This is a genomic window from Bacteroidia bacterium, assembly GCA_019695265.1.
GTDB lineage: Bacteria > Bacteroidota > Bacteroidia > JAIBAJ01 > JAIBAJ01 > JAIBAJ01.
Genome location: JAIBAJ010000101.1, coordinates 1 through 13,695, shown reverse-complemented (window position 1 = coordinate 13,695; position 13,695 = coordinate 1). Strand labels below are relative to the sequence as shown.

Annotated in this window: 8 protein-coding genes; 2 read left to right on the top strand and 6 right to left on the bottom strand. The window is 38.3% G+C overall.

Annotated elements, in window-relative coordinates; all coding sequences use genetic code 11:
* A partial coding sequence (locus K1X82_12510; protein MBX7182928.1) for a phenylalanine--tRNA ligase subunit beta occupies positions 1–1,094 on the top strand: 1,094 nt, incomplete at its 5' end.
* 8 nt (positions 1,095–1,102) lie between these two features.
* Here K1X82_12510 and K1X82_12505 read toward each other — a convergent pair.
* The 3 genes from K1X82_12505 to K1X82_12495 all read right to left on the bottom strand — a co-directional run bounded on the left by K1X82_12505 (position 1,103) and on the right by K1X82_12495 (position 4,461).
* Positions 1,103–1,426: a hypothetical protein gene (locus tag K1X82_12505; protein ID MBX7182927.1), complete on the bottom strand. Its 324-nt coding sequence runs from the start codon at positions 1,424–1,426 to the stop codon at positions 1,103–1,105.
* Between the two features lie 588 nt (positions 1,427–2,014).
* Entirely contained in the window at positions 2,015–3,559 is a 1,545-nt protein-coding gene (locus K1X82_12500) for a PKD domain-containing protein (GenBank protein MBX7182926.1), read from the bottom strand.
* Between the two features lie 443 nt (positions 3,560–4,002).
* Positions 4,003–4,461 carry a T9SS type A sorting domain-containing protein gene (locus K1X82_12495; GenBank protein ID MBX7182925.1) on the bottom strand — a complete coding sequence of 153 codons (459 nt, stop codon included), beginning with the start codon at positions 4,459–4,461 and terminating at the stop codon, positions 4,003–4,005.
* A gap of 497 nt (positions 4,462–4,958) precedes the next feature.
* Here K1X82_12495 and K1X82_12490 point away from each other — a divergent pair, with 497 nt between their 5' ends.
* On the top strand, positions 4,959–5,111 hold the full coding sequence (locus K1X82_12490) for a hypothetical protein (protein ID MBX7182924.1): 153 nt from the start codon (positions 4,959–4,961) through the stop codon (positions 5,109–5,111).
* A 465-nt stretch (positions 5,112–5,576) separates the two neighbouring features.
* Here K1X82_12490 and K1X82_12485 read toward each other — a convergent pair whose 3' ends face one another.
* The 3 genes from K1X82_12485 to K1X82_12475 form a co-directional block, all read right to left on the bottom strand.
* Entirely contained in the window at positions 5,577–6,458 is an 882-nt protein-coding gene (locus K1X82_12485; protein ID MBX7182923.1) for a hypothetical protein, read from the bottom strand.
* A gap of 8 nt (positions 6,459–6,466) precedes the next feature.
* Positions 6,467–13,051 carry a hypothetical protein gene (locus K1X82_12480; GenBank protein MBX7182922.1) on the bottom strand — a complete coding sequence of 2,195 codons (6,585 nt, stop codon included), beginning with the start codon at positions 13,049–13,051 and terminating at the stop codon, positions 6,467–6,469.
* A 21-nt stretch (positions 13,052–13,072) separates the two neighbouring features.
* On the bottom strand, positions 13,073–13,695 hold a 623-nt coding region (locus K1X82_12475), incomplete at its 5' end, for a hypothetical protein (GenBank protein MBX7182921.1).

Here is a 13,695-nt window from a genome sequence, read left to right as displayed (position 1 = left end):
ATTTAGGATTTAAGATTCGGGAGCAGAGTTCTGCTTATTTGGAGTTATTGGTTCCAACCGCCAAGAATGATGTAACCAGAGCAGCAGATGTTGTAGAAGAAATTATTCGGATATATGGGCCAAATCGAATACCCATGCCAGGTGCAATTCGGGTTCCGGCAAATTTGCCTGTTTATTTTTCTTCTGACCGGATTAGGCAATCGGTAGCAGAGTGCTTCTCGGCTATTGGTTTATCGGAGGCAATGAATAATAGTTTAACTCAGGATAGGTATGCAAGTATTATAGGAGGGGAAGGAGCTGTGAAGGTATTAAATCCATTGAGTTCGGAATTGGGGATTATGCGTACCAGTTTGGTGTTTGGATTGGTAGAATCGTTGCGGTTCAATATTAATAGAAAAGCAAGTTCGGTTGGATTGTTTGAATTTGGTAAAACCTATTTAAAAAGGGGAGAAACCAATACGATTAAGGAAACTGATCGGTTAGGAATAGTATTGGCGGGTTCAATAAATCCAGAGAATTGGCAATCAACAACTCGGGAATCCAGTTTTTATAGTCTAAAAAGGGTATTATCGCTTTTAGGCGAGAAATTAGGATTGCGTTTAGAGTTGAAGAAAGTAGATTCAGAAATAAGTGTATTTGAGCAAGAGTTTCAGGTAATTAGAGGCAATAAGGTGGTTGGGGTTTGCGGACCTTTAGACAGATCTTTTTTGAAGGGTATGGATGTAGATAGCATGGTCTATTTTGCCGAATTGAATTGGAGCGATTTAGAGCGAATGGTAGGAAGTGTTAAGACCCAATTTACGGAGATTTCCAAATTTCCGGAGGTAAGAAGGGATTTGGCATTATTATTAGACAAAGGTGTGGCGTATATTGACTTAGAAAAAGCTGCATTTCAGGCAGAGCGGAAATTGTTAAAAGCAGTCAATGTTTTTGATGTTTATGAAGGCAAGAATTTACCGGAGGGTAAAAAATCGTATGCCTTAAGTTTTATACTTCAGGATAAGGAAACAACCTTAACGGATGCTATAATAGAGAAAGTAATGGCCAAATTGATGGAAACGTTTAAAAGTCAATTTGGAGCTGAATTGAGGTAGAAGAATAGTTACCTGGTAGATGCACATGCCGCAGAGGCATCAGCTTTGGAATAGTTAGTTAAATGAACGGCAGTATTATTAGTTAAAGCCTTTACCTTTATAATAATTTGTTCTTCCGTTACTCCATTTTCGATAGGAACGGCAAAGATGTGTGCAGGTACGCAATAATAATCAACCACGACATTGTATTGTTGTTCAATAGCTAATTTATATTGTCCGGCATTGGTTGGGTTTAGGCCTGGCACATTGAAAAACACATAGGTTTTTTCAGGGTTGGAAGCCTGGCTGATAATACCAGAGAAAAGAAAAAAGAATAGAAGTAGGTTTTTCATTGCAAAGGAGATTGGAACAAAGATAAGCCTTCCTACTGGAATAAATGCATATTAGTTACGTAAAATTGTTTCCTTCCGGCATATCCAATAGAAATTTGATTTTACCCCGAAATATCAATTCTTAAAGAGCTTTTAGAGGCTTTTTTGGGGGTTCCCCTAACGGGTCGGGCTTTCCGTTCCAATCTTTTTGCTCGTGACCTCGACAAAAAGGATTTCCACTGCAATCCCTAACCCGGGGTGCAAGCCAAAAGCATTACAGCATTGGATTAACTTTTATGTTTTCTTTAGCATTATATAAATTAAAATTGGTAAATGTCAAGGATACAGTATGATACAACCTATATCGATCTCCTGGGATAATTGCGTCTTGTCGGGAAAATTAAAGAAAATCAGGCCTAAAAATCGACTAATTCATCAAAAAAAGCAAAAAAACGACTTTTTAACCTGAAAATTTACCAATTGAAACCTAAAATTTCTTCGGCTTTATTTATGTAATGGTCTCAATATATATCTACTTAAAAGCACGGATAAAGGTTCAACTTTTGTTGATAAATTGCAAGCAAATAGACTAACAAAATACTGTAATACTTATCTTAATATAATTAATCTTTCTGTTTTGTTTCCTACTTTAACCCAATACACTCCATCTTCTAATTGATTAATAAAAAATTTAGCTTCTTTTGAAAAGGGGCTTTTATAAACAACTTCACCCATGCTATTTGAAATTGAAAATGTTTGTTGCAAATTATTTTGAGATTGAATAGTTATGAAATTCTGGGCTGGATTTGGAAAAAGAAAAAAACCTCGGGTTTGTTCTTCAGAATTTCCTACTTCAAAAGAGTTAATATTAATAACTTGACAAGTATCATCCTGACAGCCTGCTAAATCACTAATAGTTAAACAGACGGTAAAAAAGCCATCTGAAGTGTATTGATGCACAGGATTTGGTGCAATACTATTAAGAGTACTATCTCCAAAAGTCCAACTATAATTTATTCCAATTGAGGAGGATTGCCCATCAAAAGATATAAGTGGAATATTTATTGTGTCCATTGTAAAACTTGCATTGGGTCGAGAACTTATTACAACATTTATTGAATCACTATAAACCATATTGGAAACTGAACAAACTTCATTACTTTGCATTGTTGCATAGATATAATTTGTATCCATAATTAAAACGGTAGTGTAAGTATCTGAAGAAATGCCAGTATAGTCTCCGTTTAGAAACCATTGATAAGAAAGAGTATTGCCTGATATAGAGGAGTCTATGGTGAGTAGAGCTGTGTCACCATAGCAAAATGAATTACTCAACAATTCAATTGATACATACGGTTGACTATTTGGTAAAATGACAATAGGTGAATGGTATAAATATTCATTTGTTGAATTTACGGAATAACTATTTAGTGAAACAGTATAAGATCCGGCTTCAAGGAATAGAATAGTCGGATTTTGAGCAGTTGAATGTAGTGTATCTGGCCCAATAAATGTCCATTCCCACCTATTAGGATTATTGGTTGATGGATCTTGCAGGGTAATTTCTACGCCTTGGCAGATTATTGAATCTGTTAAAGAATTTGCAAACCAATAATTTTGAAGACACCATGAGTCTATGTAATTACAACCCAACATATCGGTAATAATAACATTTAAACAATTGTTCGACAATAGTAAAAAGGGGAATGTACTTGCATTATAAATTGAGGAGTCACCATTGAGAGACCACGCATAACTTACAGGTTCAATATACTGTCCGTTATAATTATATAAATTGGCAGTATATCCATTGTTTCCAGTACTTACTTGTGCGTAAATAGAATTATCAATATAGTTAATGCGCGTAAATGTATCTGAACCAAAGGAATTAGTAGTGATTAATGTGACAGTATATAAACTATTGGGGGCTGGAATAAAGATAGGGTCTTGATCATAAAATATAACTGTGTCTGAATTAGAGGCTATTATCCACTGCCAACTTGTTGGACTATTTTGCGAATTATCAATTAAATGTACTGTGTCTCCTTCGCATAAATGAATATTAGTTCCATAAAAGTTTGATAATGGTATTTGGGATTTAATTCCATAGTTTGATAAAATTAGAATGACAATTGTAAATGCTATTCGATTCATTTTGACAATATAAATGGATTATTATTTTAAAATCAGCAACTTACAGTATTTTATTCCTTCAACTTCTAAAAAGTAAATCCCGCTACTCCAAGTGTTCCTTTTCTACTGGAATGGGCAGCGGCTAATTCAAGTTTGAACATAGGGAGTAAGTGGTTTATGGTGTAAATATGCTAAAAATTTCCTTTCAGTTGTTTCGGGTTTGAAACTCGAAACAACTGCACCCAACGTCAACAAGTCAGGTTAAGTCCGCTATGCGTCCTTTTTTTCGTTTTGTCGAATTTCCGATTCAAGCAGAGCTTGATCGAAAATTCTCCTAAACGAAAAAGGCCTCCTAACGGAGGCCTTTGCCTGTCTTGTATTTGTGGAGCCTACGCACCAAATGTCGAACACCTTGGTGGAGGAAATGAGGCGGTTGGGTAAGCTATTTTCTTTCCCCCTACAATTTACTGCAACCGCTGCACTTTCCAGTTTTTACTGTAACCATTAGCCAAAATACGAACAATATAGTAACCAGGTGAATAGGTTGTAAAATCCAAGGTAAAACTACTTTCTTTAATTTCCTGTTTGTGAAGCAATTCGCCTTTCATGGTTTGGATGTAAACGGCTTTACCTTCTAGTTCCATAAAACCGACTGTTGCTTCAGCTTGCATTTGCCCATTTGTAGGGTTGGGGAAGAGTTTTATTTCAAATCCCTGTTGGTTGGCATAATTAAGGGAATCTGAACCTGGATAATTATTTGATTCACCATTATCTTCCAACCTACAACTAGGATATACATTGCGTTGAATGCGGTTGCCAGCAGCATCATAGGAGTATTTTATTGCAGGAGGGCAATAGCTGGTTGTTTGGGCAGATGAATAATAATTACAAAGAATAAACAGTATAAGAAATTTTGCTTTCATGATGATGGATTTATTTGTAAAGTTAAAAATTAATTGATGTATTTCCTTGCTTTCTATCTTTCATTTTTTCAACAATTGCTTAATCACGGTATGAGTAATAATGCCCCTGATAAATTTTCCTTTTCCCCATTTACGATAAATCAATAAAAGTCGACCTTAAACAAACCGAACTCAATGAAATAATTGATAATTTGCAATTGGTATTTAAAAAGCTATTACCTTACTTCCAAAATAAAAAAGCTATTCTTTTCTTTCTCTCATAAGGTATTCCCGATAGCTGTTTTACAAATCCTTCTACATCTAATGTCATCAAGCAAGTAATAATAATTTCCTCTCCTAATTTAATTATAATTTTAGCTAGAACCAGTTCAATAAAATTCTTCCATTATTTTATTAAAGTCAATCTCATCGAAAATTTTGCCCAACAATAAATCGTACCCAACCCGTTTCATGGAAGAAATTGAGTTAAAGATAAGGGATATCAGTCTAAAAACAACATTGAAATTTTAAAACAACGAAAATTGAAACCTAGACTAATGAAGAAAGGGGCAAGAGGTAGAGTCTTGACCAAATGGGAAACTAAGTTCAATAAAACAATAAGTAAAATTAGGTACAAGGTGGAAAGAACATTTGCGGGACAGGTAAGGTAGTTTGGAGCCGGAATAGCAAGATATATTGGCTTGGCCAAAACACATACCCAACATGTTTTGGAAGCAATTGCCTACAACCTATATCGATCTGCTGGGATAATTGCGTCTTGTAGGGAAAAATAAGGAAAATGAACCCTAAAAATAGGCTTATTGATCAAAAAAAGTGCATGAAAACGACTTGAAAACGACTTTTTAACCTGAAATTTTACCAATTGAAACCTCAAATCCTTTCGGTTTTATTTATGCAACGGTCTCAGTTTGTATAAAATAAAACTGCCTGATGCCGTAATCGCTGCAACAGCATTGCAAAACAGGTTGGTGCTGGTTTCACGCAACACCAAAGATTTTAAAAATATTCAAGGGTTGGAAGTAATAGACCCTTATTGGTTGTAACAAAAAAGCCGGGACAATCCGGCTTTTTTGTTATACTACTATATTGTGGTTGCTAATTATCAAAACAGGCCATTATTTGTTCCTAATATTTTTTGTTAAGTCTGTAATATTTAATTTTTCTATTGTATTAACGGAGTCTCTTATGTCAAGTTTTAACGTAGCAGCTTTAGTTGGTTTTGAAGATGTTTGATTTAGATTCTGTTCTATCTCGTCCATCCTTGTCCATTCCCTAAATTTTTTCTGAAGGTCAAGTATTTCGTATTTCTCATAGTCAGACTCATCGGGGTCAAAAAGCTTAACATAAATAACATCAGGCAATATCTCTTTTATCTTTATTGCCTTTGGAAAACTCATTACCCTTTTTTTGTCGAATAATTTCCAACTCCCTGGACCAAACCACATTTCTGGTGCTGCCATTAAAATAATACCTTGGGTTTCTTTTAAATGGCCAGGATTTTTTGATATATCAATCACCTCTCCTAAAATTGGACTTAATTCATCATCCCATATTTTTGGGAGGTGTTCAAAGTTTTTATTAAATGCTTTGTAATTATCAATTAATCTTTCACTCTGCCATTTAGCTTTTGAGTAATCAAAACGCAACATCATTGTAAACCCTTTTTTTGCTGCAGAATATAATAATTCTTCAAACCTCATGTTAGCAGGAGATTCCAACGAAAATGCAAAAAGGTTAAGCTGGAGCAAATGTAATCTTCGAAAAGTTATCGAGTTCTTAAAATCAAGATAATTCGAAAAATTACTAACTATATTGAAAGAATCCAGATTACTTGTATCTAAATAGTTAATTATTTTATTATAGTCATATTCTATCCAACCATTGGAATTAGAGGACTGTATCCCTTCAACATGAAAAGCGATAAACTCAGTTATAAACTTGAATGCCTCTGAAACACTTGAGTATGAGTTGTAAGGTAATGAAAGCCTGTAATTCATTTTTTGTATTAATAATGAGTTAATCGCAAAATTATACCATTTTCGGAACAAAAATTTGAAAGTTGATTCCAATTGCCAGGCACATACCCTGGAGGTGTGACTACATGCAAAATTCTTGTTATCGACGTTGGCATCTCGGCAAGTCTATTCAAGCTATTTGTTATGGGTAGCCTTGTTGATATTGAAAAATTTGACTTAATACTTACTACCTTTCCCTGGTCTGGCGAAATCCCATCATATGTAGATTTATATGGTGTATGGTCCCAATCTGAATAATATTCGTCCATGGTTATTTTTTCAATTGCAAAGCCACGTGGGCTTGGCGCTAATTTCCATTCGGGCTTTAATGTAGATAAAGAAATACTAGTTGCAGGAATTGGTTTTAAAGGGGTGAGAGGTTCTAATATTGACCTTCCAGTCCACGGATTAAGGTCTCGTGCTTTAGCATATTGAAAACCACCATATGCCCCTGAAGCAAATCCAATACCACCTCCCCAAAGTGCTCCTTGCCCCATGCCTTGCAATACATCACCTCCATTCATCGCTGCACCAAGTCCACCGCCAATAGACCCAAGTCCTGTGCCTATAACCCCTTGGGTAATCGCTCCTCTTAAAACAGGGCTTGCAATACCGGAAAATGCATTGCTTAGCGATGGGGCAATGGCCTGTCCAAGCCCCATTGTCATGCCACTTACAATTGCAGATGTTAAAGACCCTTGGATTACAGCACCGGGGTCAACATGCCCGGTGTTGACATAGCTTCCAAGTGCTGCATTTCCAGCACCCATTAAAGCTGCTGACCCAACTGGTGTAATATATTCCGATAAAGCCCCGCTTACAAAGCCAATCCCAAAGTATCCTAATCCTTGCCATAAACTATGTATATTGCCTAAGTTGGTCAAAATATTAATTGTACCACCAATCAAACCTAATATCGCATCATCAATTAATGCAATTTCCCCACTCGGGTCAGTGTACTTGAGTGGGTTGTTCAGGCAATAGCTGTATCTATTATAACCCTGTGTGCTTGTGGCATCTTGCACGTAATTGTCAACTGCTAAAAAGCGGCCTACGCTGGGGTCGTAGAGGCGGGCGTTCATGTTCACCAAATCAAACTCAGGTAACATTTCGTGGCCGGTGTAGCCGCGGTTCAACCAGCCTTCGACTTCAAGCCCCTCCCCCTCCCCAGCCCCATGGGAAGGGGTAGAATACGCCCATGTGTCGGGGTTGCGGGGTTTGCCCCATGCATCAAAGTTTTGTTCAAATACTACGTTGCCTTGTTCGCTGGTGAGGGTTACAATACTTCCTAAATGATCCTTATACACATAATAATAAGCCCCAGACCCACCCCAAACACCACCCGAAGGGATGGGCTTAACAAAGATTGCGGCCAAGCCATCACCACCGGGGATGTAGTTTATTTGATATTTGTCACCGTTGCTGAGTTCAAGAAGTTCGTAATTGGTTGAATAAAAACGGCGGCTAATAAGAATGCTGTCTCCTGTAGCGGTGGTGCTTACATCGTCTTGCCGCAGTTCGGTTACTGCACGGTTATTATCAGGCCCATAAAATAGTTGATAGCAGTAGCCGTTTTCGGCTATCCGTACGGGGCGGTCGTTGCGGTAGCTTATGGTTTGGTTGTGCAAGCTTATTATAGGCTCGGGAGCTCCTCCAGGGTTCAAGTGGCTGTTGTCAATTGCACTTACTGCATTGGGTCTTCCATTTTGATAATAATAATTTCCTAAGCCTGTTTTGCTTATAATGTTGCCACTTGCCGAATAATCAATTGTGGTTTGATAAGGACCGGTACTAAAATTAATAATGTTAGAACCGTCAATCGCCTCAGGATTTGTAGCGGTCAACCGATCCAATTGGTCGTAATCAAAAGTCTCACTCAATTCCTTGATATTGTCTTGTCGTACCAAGAGGTTGCCGCTTGCTTGGTCAAACACGGTTTCTAAATCTTGTATTCCTTGCGAGTAGGTGCGTTGCAGCAGGCCAAAGGAGTCATAGGTTTTTTGGGTGGTTTTACCGTTGCCGAGGCTGTATTGGGTCAGTTGGCCGCGTGCATTTATGGCACTTGATGCAAAGATAGTTTGGTTGGCAGCGTTTTTAATATGTGTATTGTAGCCGTTAGCATCGTAGGTGTTTTTGGTTACAAAACCCGATGGATAAGTGGTAGTGGCAAGGCGGTTGAGGTTGTCGTAAGTGTAAACTGTGGTAAATACTTCGGCAAAATTGCCATGCTTTTCCTTAAACGAAGTATTACGGCCAAAGGCATCGTATGAAAACTCCTGATAGCTACCCTCGGAACTTAATACTTTTTTCAATTGATTCAGGCCGTTGCCGCTGTTTATGTATTCGTAAGTGGTAGTTTGCCCGGCAACAGTTTTGGTGGTAGGTCGGCCTAACAAGTCGTAGGTAAAAGTGGTAATTTTTTGCAATGGGTCGGATTGCTTGGTGAGCCGCCCTAGCAGATCGTATTCGTATTGGGTTGTACCACCGTTGGCATCGGCCAGCGATTTTTGCCAACCGTAATCGGGGTGGTATTCTATGGTAGTTAAGGCAGTGCCTCCTGAAAGTGTTTGCAATGGCCTGCCTGCTCCATCGTAGGTATAGGTAAGGGTGCCGCCTACATCGGTGGTGCTTACCAATCGGCCTGAGGCATCGGTTGTTTTGCTTGAGGTACGCCCGGCAGGGTCGGTGTGTGTTACAGTGTTGCCATCATAAGCCCATGCGTTGGTTATTGTTCCGTTGGTAACAGACACTGGTCGGCCATATACATCATAACTGCTGGTGTTTGTTATAGGAATTCCACCGAGGTAAAACGGATCGGTGGTGCTTAGTACCTGCCCTTTGGCATTGTATTTTTTTTCGGCACAAACAAAATTTCCGCCGAAGGCACTGCTAATTGAATAACGTTCGCGACCCAAGGCATCGAAAAATGTTTCATTGCTTGGCGAACCGGTTTGGGTGCTTACTGTTTTATATAGCGAATGTTCCACCGTACCTATCGCCCATTCGTAGGTGGTGTTGGTTTCAATGTTAGTGGGATCGGTGGAATTAACCAAACGGCCCCAAGCATCGTATCTGTTTTGGCTAATAAGACCTGATGGGCTGATAACTTTGGTGGGTTTGCCCCAGCGTTTATCGTATTCGTATTCGGTTTTTTGGTTCAGCGGGTTGAACGTACGCAAGGCAAAGCGGCCTTTGCCATCGAACTCTGCGCGGTTAATTCTGGTTTGCCCTGCGGCAGTAAGGGTAGTTTTAGTAGCGTTACCAAAGGGGTCGTATTCAAATTCGGTAATAATCTTTTGAGACTTATCGCTGAATTCGGTTTGCTTTGAGGGGCTACCATAGTCGTTATACAAAAATGTTGTTTTTTTACCCACCGTGCTGTTAGCCCTCGTAGCACTTGTGGTAATGGTTTTGGGTAGCCAACTCGTCCAGCTTCCGTTGCTTACATAATTTTCGTGTTTAGTTGTATTGCTTTCAATAGCGGTTCCGCTTGCCGAAAGTACTTCAAACACTTCGGTTTTAGTTTCATCGAGGTTACCAGTACCGCTTTGGCCAGCGAATGTATAATAGGTATGAGTTGTTTTTTGCGAGAAATTGTGCAGATAATCTTTACTAACGGTATTATCCAACATTAATGCAAAACGTTTGGATGTGCCAAAGCGAATTATATTATATGTGTTTTCACTTGCCGAAATCCATTGATTGTTGTTGTCTAAATCATCCCCATCGGTAAGCCATTTTTTCTGACTTTTCGGGTAGAGAATGTATGATTTAAAACCATCAACTCCGGGAGCATCATCTAAGCCAAATTCGATTGCCGAACTTATCCCGCTATTCAGGTCTTTGGTCTCAAAGCGTCTGAAACCCAAAAAACCTTTGCCTTCAAGATTTAACCAACCATCTAAATATTTATATTCTATATTTACCTCCCCCCCTATACCATTTGGTGTAATTGTTTTTGTAACAACATGTAGCGGTGAGTTAAATTTGTGAAAAGGATAAGTGCTCGGAAAAATGTTTGGATTGTTGTATATTCTTGAAAGTGTATTGTATTCTATATTAACATCCAGGCCAAATCCATTTTTTAAGCCAACCAAAGATTTTTCAGTTGAATTTTTATTAAAATAAATGATCTTCAGAGGATTATGTTGAAAGCCTTCTCTACATAATAATTCATCTATAAAACTATCACCATTAAAATCACCAGACAAAAGACCATATTTTTCTTCTGTACTTATAGAACCTGTAAAACTGTATTGATCTGATGTAAAACTTATTCCATTAAAACTGTAAATTTTAATTTGTTCATTTCCATCTTGAAGATCGTAGGCAATCATAATATCTGATTTGCCGTCCGAATTATAATCAAATATTTTTAGTTCGTCTCTAAGTACCATTTCGGGAAGACTGTAACTAGGTAACGAAAAATTGAAAATTTCAAAACCTGAAAAATCTCCTTTGGAGAAAAATACTTGGGCAATACATTCGGCATTATTAAAGTCTTCTGAACCATTAAACCTTAATAAATCATATTTACGGTCACCATTAAAATCGCCAATATATAATTTTCTATCCGTTGAAATTGCCCCTTGGCTGTAAATAAGAGTTTCATTAACAATAGTTTCTGCTGAATTCAATTTAAATGAGTAAATATTTGTCTTTATGAACTCTGTGGGTTCATTAAAAACTATAATTTCATCACGCCCATCACCATCAAAATCAATAACAGCAATTTCAAAGGCATCAAAAATTTCTTTTGGATTGGAGAAACTTATCGGAATATTGTATAATTGTCTTTTGGGATAAGAAATAAATATTTTGGCAACATTATTATCGTCATTCTTCAAAAATGCAGTTAAAATATCCTTAACTCCATCCCCATCAAAGTCTCCAAAATATATGTATTTTTTTGATTTTTGTATCCTACAATAATTGGCAACTAGGTTTATCGGAATTTCTTCCAAATAAAAGCCATTGAATGAATGAATGTTCATGCTCTGGATATGAAAAAAATCATTACTGGTATCGTTATCATTATTATCTTCCAATCTAAGACTTGAAATTAGAATGTCTCCCAGTCCATCACCAGTGAAATCTGAGGTAACAGAGGAAATTCCATTTGGAATTTGAATCCAATCCTCACTATTAGGAGTATTTAAATTCTCAATTAAGAAAGGGGTATTTGGAAAATAACCATAGGTTGAATATGAAAAACCCTGTGATTGCTGATTCTTTAAGTAAATTTTATAATTTGTAAATTCTTTTAGTCCGAGAGAGTTTGACGTAGTAAAGTTAGCTGAGAGTATATCCGAAAATCCAGCGTTATTAAAATCGAAAGTTTGCAGTTCTGTGGTACTACCCAAGAAACCTTCAAAATCTTCGATTTCAACCTCCCCCACTTCCTCCCCATACTTAAAAATAGTGCTGTTGAGTTCCGAGGCATCGCTACCAAATTCTTTTACTTCTTGCAGGTAACTATAAAGGCGGTGGAAGTAATTCATTTCGTAGGTCTTAAAGCTAAGGCCGTCGGCGATTACTGTGATGAGGGTAAGTAGCAAATTGGATTTTATACCTGTGCCTGCCACAAACACTTCGTTTTTGTCGTTTCGGTAATCGTAAGTAAACTGTATCCGGTGGTAGGGGTTTAGGCCTGAGGCTTCGTTGCCGGTATAGTCTATGTGGCTGAGAACTATTTCGTTGTTTTCTTGGCGGTAAGTGTAACGTATATAATTGCCGTATGGGTCGCTCACTTTTTCAAGCAGCCAAAACAATACATCGCTTTGGTTGGCTGCCATGTAACGACTATTGGCGGTAAGGCCGTATTCGAGAGTCTGGCCGTTTTTAGTTTGCACGGTAAACCGCTCGGGCCCATTGCCTGCCGTGCCAATAGGGATGATTTTACTGTAATTTTCTATTTCGGTGCGGTAAATGCTACCGTTTTTAATAAGGCGTTGCCCGTCGAGGGCGAGGGCATCCTCGGCATCCAACTGCACAGCCTCGGTTTTACCATCGAAATGTATGGATTTGTTTACCCGTGTTATAGCCGATAGACATGCCAAGTTCCATCCCATACCTAATAGGCCATTGCCGCTTTGGCTGCTGTAGCTAAGTGCCACCGAGGGTTGCATACCGGCAGTGCCCGAGGGTATTTGTATAGGTATAGTGTAGGTAGCAGCTCCGGTGGGGCTTACATTAAAAATACCGGGTATGGCTCCCACAGGTTTATTGGTGTTTATGGTGCGTTGGTCAAACTCCTCGTTACTGATTGGCTCTGCACTATAAGGCACATCAAAGGATTGGTTAGGGTCTATAAAAGCATGAAAATAGCCATTACTTTCAAAATCTCCGGCATGGAAGCCGGGTTTTAATTGTACTTCGTTGCGGCCTTTGGCATTAATTTGTGATGTGTTACTGATAGATACGTTCCCATTGTTGCCGGGTGCTATCACTCGGTCGCCTGTGATTGTTTGGCTGCCGCTGCTGTGGTTCTGGTTTATATAGGTATCTTGTGCAATAAGCAGCATAGGAAACAATACTGCCGCACACACCCCTATTATGCTCTTGGTGGCTTGCATGATATCTTAGTGTTTGCGGATTTATTTCTTTAACTTGCTTTCCACTGTTTCTAAACGGGTTTTTAAGGCTTGGTTGGTTTCGTATAGTTGCAAGATGTAAAGTGTTAGCTCCTCAATTTTCTCAACCAATTTTGTGTTTAAAGTTCCCAACTCTATACCGTTTTCTTCTACCTGTTTTGCTGCTGGTATGCCTGGTAAGTGCTTGTTTTTAGTTACATAGCTTTGCAATACTTCAAATGGCATAAGTTTATGGTTTTTCTCAAACACATAATCCGGCCAAGCCGTGCGAAGCATAACTTTAATGTCATCACTGACTATTTTGCCTTCCACGGCTAATTTATAGGTGCCATTGCCAGCATAGGATGTTCCGATAGCAACTGTACCATTGGCATCTATACGTATTCCATTGGCCGAATTGGCAAAAGGTGCTAAAACAAAACCTGCACTTTGGTTTTTGTCACCAGAACCCAAACCATCTGACCAAAAAAGGCCTGCATCCCCTTCCAAACTCAAATTATTAAAACCAAATCCACCATTTTTAGGAACAAAAAACAATCTATTGCTTGAATTCCCTAATTGAAGTCCTTTTGCATAATCACCTAAGGTTCTTATATCTAAGGTAGCTTCAGGATTTCCGGTTCCAA